General features: G+C 65.6%; 7 protein-coding genes. 6 read left to right on the top strand and 1 reads right to left on the bottom strand.

Annotation, left to right across the window (positions count from 1 at the left end; translation table 11 throughout):
- Positions 1 to 325 precede the first annotated feature (325 nt).
- The 3 genes from ACEN8G_RS15815 to ACEN8G_RS15805 all read left to right on the top strand — a co-directional run bounded on the left by ACEN8G_RS15815 (position 326) and on the right by ACEN8G_RS15805 (position 3,454).
- Positions 326 to 562 carry a hypothetical protein gene (locus ACEN8G_RS15815; RefSeq protein WP_413416044.1) on the top strand — a complete coding sequence of 79 codons (237 nt, stop codon included), beginning with the start codon at positions 326 to 328 and terminating at the stop codon, positions 560 to 562.
- A gap of 227 nt (positions 563 to 789) precedes the next feature.
- Entirely contained in the window at positions 790 to 1,452 is a 663-nt protein-coding gene (locus ACEN8G_RS15810) for a hypothetical protein (RefSeq protein ID WP_413416045.1), read from the top strand.
- A 301-nt stretch (positions 1,453 to 1,753) separates the two neighbouring features.
- On the top strand, positions 1,754 to 3,454 hold the full coding sequence (locus ACEN8G_RS15805) for a hypothetical protein (RefSeq protein ID WP_413416046.1): 1,701 nt from the start codon (positions 1,754 to 1,756) through the stop codon (positions 3,452 to 3,454).
- 110 nt (positions 3,455 to 3,564) lie between these two features.
- Here ACEN8G_RS15805 and ACEN8G_RS15800 read toward each other — a convergent pair whose 3' ends face one another.
- Entirely contained in the window at positions 3,565 to 3,966 is a 402-nt protein-coding gene (locus ACEN8G_RS15800) for a MerR family transcriptional regulator (protein WP_413416047.1), read from the bottom strand.
- A gap of 122 nt (positions 3,967 to 4,088) precedes the next feature.
- On the opposite strand from ACEN8G_RS15800, the gene ACEN8G_RS15795 reads away from it, so the two are divergent.
- From ACEN8G_RS15795 to ACEN8G_RS15785, 3 genes are all read left to right on the top strand, one after another.
- Positions 4,089 to 4,421: a hypothetical protein gene (locus tag ACEN8G_RS15795; RefSeq protein ID WP_413416048.1), complete on the top strand. Its 333-nt coding sequence runs from the start codon at positions 4,089 to 4,091 to the stop codon at positions 4,419 to 4,421.
- Between the two features lie 76 nt (positions 4,422 to 4,497).
- Positions 4,498 to 5,652 carry an efflux RND transporter periplasmic adaptor subunit gene (locus ACEN8G_RS15790; protein WP_413416049.1) on the top strand — a complete coding sequence of 385 codons (1,155 nt, stop codon included), beginning with the start codon at positions 4,498 to 4,500 and terminating at the stop codon, positions 5,650 to 5,652.
- A gap of 3 nt (positions 5,653 to 5,655) precedes the next feature.
- A complete protein-coding gene (locus ACEN8G_RS15785; RefSeq protein ID WP_413416050.1) occupies positions 5,656 to 8,841 on the top strand; it encodes an efflux RND transporter permease subunit in 3,186 nt (1,061 codons plus the stop codon).
- The last annotated feature ends 161 nt before the right edge of the window (positions 8,842 to 9,002 follow it).

Below are 9,002 nucleotides of genomic sequence, written 5' to 3'. Positions count from 1 at the left end.
GTGGAAACCCCATTCAACGAAAGCTCGGTCAAGATTGTCGGCCGGGTGGCGCGTACGCATGCCCAACCGGTTCGCTGGCAAAGGTAGGCGCGCTTGTTGATCAGGTTTCCAACATCCGGCTTCGGCCGTCGCTCCGAGAGGTGCATTGGGGCGGCACGAGGGCTAAGCCGGCCCGCTCAGAATGATCCGCCTTCAAACCCGATGATCGTACCCCCCGCTGAGGTCAACGAGGTCTTCCGCTTCCTGTGCCGGCTCAAGCGAGGCTTTGGCCGCAAGCCCGACGAGAGTTGGCTCGCCCGGCTGTTGATCGGCGCTGCATCCTCGAATGCTTTGGTGCCTGCGCGCGCATCTCGGCACGCTGGTCGCGCCTGCTCTCGATTGGATTGGCCGTTGGGATATCGAGCCCGCTCGAAGCGAAAAGCGCGGCCATCTCGGAGCCGATTTCAGCTTCGATTTCGGCCAAGGCCGCCGCGTCCGCTCTCAGCGCAAGATAATCGATGACATAGGCGCGAAGCTTTTCGACTACGCGGGTGTATGCTCGAAACTCATCAAACTGCACTGATTGATCGGGGCCAAAGAGACTGAGAAGGTGGCGTTGGGCTTGGAAAGATACCATCCAAACCAATGCGGGACGCCCTCGATCGAGTAAGGCACATCGCTCATGCGCATCCCCTGCGCTCGCCTGGGGAAACCGATACTTGCTGAGCGCAGAAAGGCCACCATCATCCCGCGTCAACCAGCCAGGAGGAAGACTTGAGCGGCAGACCTAAGCGCGCCGTAAGGAGCAAGATGAAAACTTCGGCAAGCTCCGACCGTACACGACGGTGGCGGTGGAACCACGCCGTCCAACAGCTTCGCAAGGCTTATGAAGCTGCGCGTGAGCATCTCGACGCAGCGGTGAAGGAAGCGGAGGCGTTCGGGCGGGAACATGATAAGCGAAGGCCGTCCAAGATCGACGCCGATTATGAGCATTGGGTAGAATATGGCGATCACCTTGGCGAGGAGATACTAGAGGCACGCAACTCGCTTCAGTTGGTTCGAGAGGGATTTGCGGTAACTATCTACCATGCGTGGGAGCGGCACGCAGTTCATTGGATGAGCGATTCGGAGTCGCGGCGATACGATCACTTTCGCCACAAGAAGACCCTGACGGATGCGGGATACATCGTGGCCGAGGGACTGAACAAGCTCAACAAGGTGGTGAACTGCATCAAGCACAACAGTGACGAGCTTTGGCAGCAGAAATCTAATCGTAGCATGTTCGACCCTGTTGTTGCGCAGATCGAGGAAGCCTGGGCCGGACTGGATGGAGCTGGAGACAAGCCCAGGCACCCGAAGAAGCCCATCATCGATTACGCGCAATATCTTCGACTTAGCGAAGGTGACATGGATGAATTTTTTGACGCTCTTAAGGAAAGCGGGCCCTCGGCCTCTCCTAAGATCGAGCTTTGACGCTCAAGCTGGAGCACTTTCGCGCACCTCAGCCGCTGTGCGGCAAGATCTCGCCCGCTGCGCGGCTCGAGGGCATCTCGCGCACGCTAACGCCTAGTCTGTCTCTCTCGGCTCAGGTACTGCCATACCGGGATGATCAAGGACTTGGCAGGTCAGCACGTCGCTGATCGAGCGCGACATGGTCGCGGCGTGTCCGCTGGGGAGATGGACGAACATGCGGATGCCATTGAAAGAAGAGGGAGAGCCGTGGCCGTGGGTTCATCGGAAGGAGGCTGACACCCTACTTTACTTTGCACAATTGATGGATGAGCTCCTGAACAATCGCTCGCCCGATGCGCTGCGCGTCCTATCGCTCGACAGCTATCACCGTCTCCGCGAAGTTGAGCGCACCTGGGAGGAGGCACACGCAGCGGGCATCGCACTGTCGCTGTCGTTTCTAATTCAGGAGCTCAAGGCGTATCTGGCCCGTGATCCGATTGTCACGCACGAATACGCCGTGGCGTGGAACTCGGTCCTTCCGCGGCTGTCCAACGGCGGTGACAACCCTCGCGAGGCTATAGAAGCCGTGCGGTTCCTCGCATCGACACTCGCACCCGGATACCTTCGCAAATGCCGTGAATACATCGCGGCGGCGATCAAGCACGGCAAGCCAAGGAACCGGCGGTCCTTCCGTCTCGTGACCGAGAACTTTTGCGCCTATCTGCTCAATGCGGGCTACCACCCACAGTCGATCCACTTTCGGGTTCGGAGCTTTCTATTCGAACGGGAAATGGAGGAAAATCTTGTTCGAGAGGTTCAGGCATTCTTCGAGAACTTTCCTCACAACAAGTTGCACGACCACTTCGTGGGCATAGCGGTGTCGCCGGACTTGGCCGCGCTTCTCGACGATCGTGAGGAGTTCAAAGCTCTGACGAAAGCAGATTGGCCAAGCGGCTGGCCCCCGCACGCCCGACTGGAACTGCCGCCTGGAGGCGGGCTTCGCGTATATGGTTGGCATACACCGGCTCTTGACGCGGTCGACGCCAGAAACCGTTGCGAAGCGCACCTGTCGAGGCTTCGCGCGGTCGCGTACACCGACCGACCGCGCGCCAAGCTCTCTTGGTGGCCCGCAATCATCGCCGGGCGTGAAGAGGGTTCGGCCACGGTCCTTCGGGATCCGCAGGACTTGATCCGGGGGGGACGGGGAAGTGCCACGCCCACCGCGACAGATCGCCGCGCACGGTTTGCCTTTGTGCTGGATCGGCGATGGACTGAGCTGGATCAAAATCGCCTGACGAACGCACTGACGACCTATGCTGACGCGTTCCACTCGGAAAGCCCGTCAAGCCAACTGCTAGCGCTTTGGTCGAGCATCGAGGGACTTCTGCCGGCACCGAGCGGATCTGGCAGCCGAATAGCCGCGTTCAGCCACGACGTGGTGGCATGCCTCGAACAGCAGGCTTTTCACCGCCATGTTAAGACGTTGCACGATGATCTCCGGGGATTCTATCAGAACGACTATGTAGCGCTGTTGCAGCGCTCGGAATCTCCTTCGGGGGACTTTGTCACGCGGCTTGCGGCCACGTTCTGCTTGGCGCAGAACGCGCCCGTTCAAACGGAGATTGGCGAGCTTGTCGCCAACAACCCTCTCGCGCGGCAGCGCCTCCGCGAGCTATGGGAGGCCGGTCAGACCGTGGGCGACGCGTGGAAGATGCTGACCACGCGCTCGGATAAGAGCCGTTGGCAGCTGCAAAGAATTTACCGCGAACGCAACCGCATCGTGCATCGCGCCAGCCCCTCCGCCAACGTCGAAGGTCTGGTGCTTAACTTGAATGCCTACATCTTGGGCGTGTTCGACGCTCTGCTGGCAGTGGGCGGGCAGGCCGTCGACTCGGTACGGCTTGACGACATTTTCGCCCATTTGCGGATCATGCAGGAAGCCCGGACACGTTGGGCGAGCGCCAATGCTACGGCGGCGATGGACGGTGCGAAACTTCAGATTTTGCTCCGGGGCCATCTCTGACCCGTTCGTCGCGCAAGTCGCTTTCCCGGATTTCATCCAGCCAAAGTGTGTTTTCCGCAGGACGTGGCCGATTTGAAACAAGGGCGGATTGCACCGCAGGGTCGCGAGGGTCAGGCCGGGACGCGTCGCGGGGAGAGCGCCTCGATGATGCGGCAATCGGCGATCGTCGGGCCCTTGCAGCCATCCAGGCGGCGGACGAGCTCTTCCCGCAGCGCCTGCAGGTCCGCTAGCTTGCGGTCGATCTCGGCGACATGGGCGATGGTGATCGCGTCCACCTCGCTGCAGGGCGCGCCGCGGTCGTCGGCCAGCCGCAGCAGCGTCCGCACCTGGTCCAGCGTGAAGCCGAGATCGCGCGAGCGGCGGATGAAGGACAGCCGGTCGAGATGCGGCTGCTCGTAGATCCGGTAGTTGCCGCCGTTGCGCGCAGGCGCCGGGATCAGCCCCTCCGCCTCGTAATAGCGGATCGTCTCCACCTTGGTGCCGGTGGCGCGGGCCAGGTCGCCGATCTTCATCCTTGACCCTCTAGCCACTTCAGGGTGCACGGGTCGAGCCCGAAGCGCCGACTCAGGGGATGCCGATGGCGAATGACTGCCTCGCGATGACATTGCGATCCTCAGCGGCTATGCCGGGGGTGATGCTGCGACGCGCATGGGTCTTGCTCCTTTGCCTGCTGGCGTCGTCGCTGATGGCGACGGCGACCGTGCACGCGCAGGAGAACTATGGTGCGACCCCGGCCAGTTGCGAGGGCGCCGCGCACGTCGAAGGCGATGCCGATCAGGTTCCCGCCGATGGCGACCAGCCCTTCCCGCATCATCATGCCACCTGCCACGGGCACAGCCTGTCCGCGCCCACTGCTTCCCCGGCCTTCCTTCTGGTGACGAACAGGGGCGAGAGGCCCAGCGCGTCCAGCATGTCCCGGCTTGCGAAGCGCATGATCGATCCTGCCCTGGAGCCTCCGCGCGCCTGATCCTCGGGCCCTCGCGCCCGTCGTCAATTTTCAAGGCTCGCTCGGCGTGACTCTCCGCCGATCCAGGGAAGAATCCATGCAACGCATCTTTGCGGCATTGCCGCTCCTGTTCACGCTCGCCGCTTGTGGGGGCGGTGGCAACCCGTCCGGTACTCCGGAAAACCACGCCGAGGGAGAGGCCGAGGCCGGCCATACGGCGGAAGGCGTCGTCACCCTGACGCCGCAGCAGATCGCGACGGCGGGCATCGAACTCGTCCGGCCGACCCTTGGCGGCGCCGGCGGCGCGATCGAGGCCCCCGCCATGATCGAAAGCGATCCCGACCTGACCCGTGTGGTCGCTGCCCCGATCGAGGGCCGGGTCGTCGCGCTCACCCGCAACCTCGGCGACCAGGTTCGGCGCGGCGAGACGCTGGCGATCCTCGAAAGCCGCGAGGCTGCGTCGATGCAGGCGGAGGTCGAGAAGGCGGTCTCGCGGCTGAAGCTGGCCCGCGCCACGCTCGACCGCGACGAAGCGCTCTACAAGCGCGGGTTCCGGCCCCTGCGCGAAGTCCAGATCTCGCGCGCCGATTTCGAGCAGGCCGAAACGGGGTTGCGGCTCGCCCGGCAGCAACTCGCCGCTTCGGGCGTGCGCGGCACCAGCCTCAACCGGATCGTCGTCGCTGCACCGATTTCGGGCCGGATCGTCGCCCGGAGCGCCTCGCTGGGGCAGGTGTTCATGGCCGACGCGGCCGAGACCGAGCTGTTCCGTATCGCCGATACCGGCCAGCTGAGCATAACTCTGTCGCTCTCGGCGGCGGACGCTGCGCGCGTCAGGCCGGGCAGCCCGGTGGAGATCAGCGCGCCCGGCCGGCGTGCGACCGCCAGTATCCGCTTCATATCCCCCGCGCTCGATCCGCAGACCCGGCTGGTGCGGGCGATCGCGCGGCTCGACAATCGCAGCGGAAGCTGGCGCGTCGGCGAGACGGTCAATGCCGCGGTCCAGCTTCCCGGCGCGGGCGGCGATGGTGCACTACGCGTGCCGACCACCGCGGTGCAGACCGTCGAAGGCAAGGCAATGGTGTTCGTCCGCACCGACAGCGGCTTCCGCGCCACACCCATCACGCTTGGGCGGCAGGATGGTGCCGCGGTGGTCGTGACCGGCGGCCTCACCGGGCGCGAGCAGATCGCCGCGACCAACAGCTTCACCCTGAAGTCCGCGCTCGGCGCTGCCGAAGCCGGGCATGAGGACTGAGCGATGATCGGCAAGCTCGTCAGCTGGGCCGTCGACAAGCGCTGGCTTGTCCTGTTGCTCACCGCCATCGCCGCGATCATCGGAGCCGCCAGCCTGTGGCGCCTGCCGATCGACGCCGTGCCCGACATCACCAACAACCAGGTGCAGGTCAACGTCCTCGCACCGGCCCTGTCGCCCGAGCTGATCGAGAAGCAGGTCGCCTTTCCGATCGAGACGGCGCTGGCCGGGATCAAAGGGCTGGAGAACACCCGCTCGCTGAGCCGCAACGGCTTCGCGCAGGTCACCGCCGTATTCAGCGATTCGACCGATATCTATTTCGCCAGGGCGCAGGTGCAGGAGCGCCTGACCGCGGCGCAGGAGACGCTGCCCGACGGGGTCCGGCCCGAGATGGGGCCGATCGCGACCGGCCTGGGCGAGGTCTATATCTGGACGCTGCGCTATGCCGAGCGCGGCCATGCCCAGCATCGCCCCGGCGAACCGGGCCTCCAGCCCGACGGCAGCTATATCACCCCCGAGGGTGATCGGCTGGCGAACGAGGCCGACAAGGCGACCTATCTCCACACCGTGCAGGACTGGATCGTCGCGCCGCAGGTGAAGGCGGTGGACGGCGTGGCGGGCGTGGATTCGCTCGGCGGATACGAGAAGGAATATCTCGTGGTCCCCGATGCGCAGCGGCTGGCGGCGCTCCGGCTCTCGCTCGCCGATCTCGCGACGGCGCTGGAGCGCAACAACGTCGCCACCGGCGGCGGCACGGTCAACCGGAACGGCGAGGGGCTGGCGGTGCGTGCCGATGCGCGCATCCGCAGCCTTGCCCAGCTGCGCGACCGGGTGATCGCCACCTGGGACGGCGTGCCGATCACGCTCGGGCAGGTCGCGGAGGTGCGGCTCGGCCAGGGCGTCCGGATGGGCTCGGGCTCGGAGAATGCGAAGGAAGTCGTCACCGGCACCGCGATCATGCGGATCGGCGAGAACAGCCGCACCGTTTCCTCGGGCGTCGATGCCAAGCTCAAGGCGATCGGGCCCGCACTGCCGCGCGACATCGTGATCGAGCCGGTGCTCGACCGGACCAGGCTGGTCGATGCGACCATCGCCACCGTCGCGCGCAATCTCTCCGAAGGTGCGCTGCTGGTGATCGCGGTGCTGTTCCTGCTGCTCGGAAACCTCCGCGCGGCGCTGATCGCGGCATTGGTCATCCCGATCACCATGCTGATGACGAGCTTCGGGATGCTCCGTATCGGCGTGTCGGCGAACCTGATGAGCCTCGGCGCGCTCGACTTCGGGCTGATCGTCGATGGCGCGGTGATCATCGTCGAGAATGCCCTGCGGCGCATCGCGGATCGCCAGCATGCCGAGGGGCGGGCGCTCGCGCTGCCGGAACGGCTCGAAGTGATCGCCGCCGCCGCCCGCGAGATGATCCGCCCCTCGGTCTATGGCCAGGCGATCGTCATCCTCGTCTATGTGCCGCTGCTGACGCTGAGCGGGGTCGAGGGGCGGACCTTCGAGCCGATGGCGCTTACCGTGATCATCGCGCTGGCCTGCGCCTTCTTGCTTTCGATCACCTTCGTGCCGGCGGCGATCGCCTGCCTGTTGTCTCGGCCGGTCGCGGAGAAGGAGAACCGTATCCTCGCCTGGCTGCGCCGGCGCTACGAACCGGGGCTGGACCGTGCGCTGCACTGGCCGAAGCTGGTGATCGGTATCGCGATCGGCGCGGCCGCGATCGGTGGGCTGGCCTTCACCACCCTGGGCCAGGAATTTCTGCCCCAGCTCGATGAGGGCGATGTGCTGGTCTCGGCCTTCCGGGTGCCCGGCACCTCGGTCGAGCAGAGCCAGGCGATGCAGTTCCAGATCGAGCGCGCGCTGCGCGGCATGCCCGAGATCCGGACGGTGTTCTCGCGCACCGGCACCGCGGAGGTCGCCTCCGATCCGATGCCGCCCAACGCCACCGACACCTTCATCATGCTCAAGGACCGCAAGGACTGGCCCAGCCCGTCCGAGCCGAAATCTTCGGTGGTCGAGCGGATCGAGGCGCGGCTCGCGAGCGTCCCCGGCCATGCCTATGAAGTCACCCAGCCGATCCAGATGCGCTTCAACGAGCTGATCGCGGGCGTTCGCTCGGACGTTGCCGTGAAGGTGTTCGGCGAGGACTTTGCCGAGATGAACGCCACCGCCGCGAAGATCGCCGCGGTGCTGCGCCGCACGCCCGGGGCGCAAGATGTGAAGGTGGAGCAGACCGAGGGCCTGCCGATGCTCGACATCGCCTATGCGCAGGATCGTGCCTCGGTGGTGGGCGTCAGCGCGCAGGATGTGGCCGATACGGTCGCCATTGCCGTGGGCGGCCGCGAGGCGGGCAGGATCTTCGAGGGCGATCGCAGTTTCCCGGTGGTGGTCCGCCTCGACGACGCATCGCGCGCCGATCTCGAGAAGCTGGGGCAGACTCCGGTGCCAACGCCTGGGGGCGGCTTCGTGCCGCTTGCCTCGGTCGCCGATATCCGGCTGGTCGACGGGCCCAACCAGATCAGCCGCGAGAACGGCAAGCGCCGCGTGGTGGTGCAGGCCAATGTCCGCGGTCGCGACGTTGCCGGCGTGGTCGCCGATGCCCGCGCGGCGATCGGGCGCGAGGTGCAGCTGCCAGCGGGCACCTGGCTCGAATGGGGCGGGCAATTCGAGAACCTCGCCTCCGCGCGCGACCGGCTGATGCTGGTGGTGCCGGGCTGTTTCGCGCTGATCCTGCTCCTGCTGTTCGGGGCACTCGGCAATCTCCGTGACGCTGCGATCGTGTTCACCGGCGTGCCGCTGGCGCTTGTCGGTGGCGTGCTTGCCCTGCTGCTGCGCGGGATGCCGTTCTCGATCTCCGCTGCGGTAGGGCTGATCGCCCTATCGGGCATCGCCGTGCTCAACGGACTGGTCATGCTGACCGCGATCCAGCAGCTCGTCGCCGAAGGGCGTGATCGCGCGACTGCGGCGCGGGAAGGGGCGCTCGCCCGCCTGCGGCCGGTGGCGATGACCGCGCTGGTGGCGAGTCTGGGCTTCGTGCCGATGGCGCTCGGCCATGGCGCGGGTGCCGAGGTGCAGAAACCATTGGCCACCGTGGTGATCGGGGGGCTGATCAGCGCGACGCTGCTGACTCTGTTCGTGCTGCCGACGCTCTATGCGAGATTCGGCCAGGACCGTCGGCGGGCGGATGGTTGAGGTGGGGGCGGGTGGTGGCGCGTTCATTTCAGTCCTGAGATGCCACCATCCTTCTCTGGCGCTGGACCGGGGGCTGATCACGGCGGACGCGCATCGATCAGCCCAAGGTTTTGAAGCGCGCCATCTGTCCGGATCCGGCCGCGGCGTAAGCGCGCGTCGCG

The organism is Sphingomonas sp. Sphisp66, assembly GCF_047324325.1.
Classification (GTDB): domain Bacteria; phylum Pseudomonadota; class Alphaproteobacteria; order Sphingomonadales; family Sphingomonadaceae; genus Sphingomonas.
The sequence above is the reverse complement of the archived record's forward strand: the minus strand, read 5'-3'. Positions and strand labels throughout refer to the sequence as shown.

What these genes read in the sequence shown, in the direction of transcription:
- ACEN8G_RS15795 (WP_413416048.1), top strand. Translation starts at nt 4,089, where the DNA reads ATGCTGCGACGCGCATGGGTCTTGCTCCTTTGCCTGCTGGCGTCGTCG.
- ACEN8G_RS15790 (WP_413416049.1), top strand. Translation starts at nt 4,498, where the DNA reads ATGCAACGCATCTTTGCGGCATTGCCGCTCCTGTTCACGCTCGCCGCT.
- ACEN8G_RS15810 (WP_413416045.1), top strand. Translation starts at nt 790, where the DNA reads ATGAAAACTTCGGCAAGCTCCGACCGTACACGACGGTGGCGGTGGAAC.
- ACEN8G_RS15805 (WP_413416046.1), top strand. Translation starts at nt 1,754, where the DNA reads ATGGATGAGCTCCTGAACAATCGCTCGCCCGATGCGCTGCGCGTCCTA.
- ACEN8G_RS15815 (WP_413416044.1), top strand. Translation starts at nt 326, where the DNA reads ATGCTTTGGTGCCTGCGCGCGCATCTCGGCACGCTGGTCGCGCCTGCT.
- ACEN8G_RS15785 (WP_413416050.1), top strand. Translation starts at nt 5,656, where the DNA reads ATGATCGGCAAGCTCGTCAGCTGGGCCGTCGACAAGCGCTGGCTTGTC.
- ACEN8G_RS15800 (WP_413416047.1), bottom strand. Translation starts at nt 3,966, where the DNA reads ATGAAGATCGGCGACCTGGCCCGCGCCACCGGCACCAAGGTGGAGACG.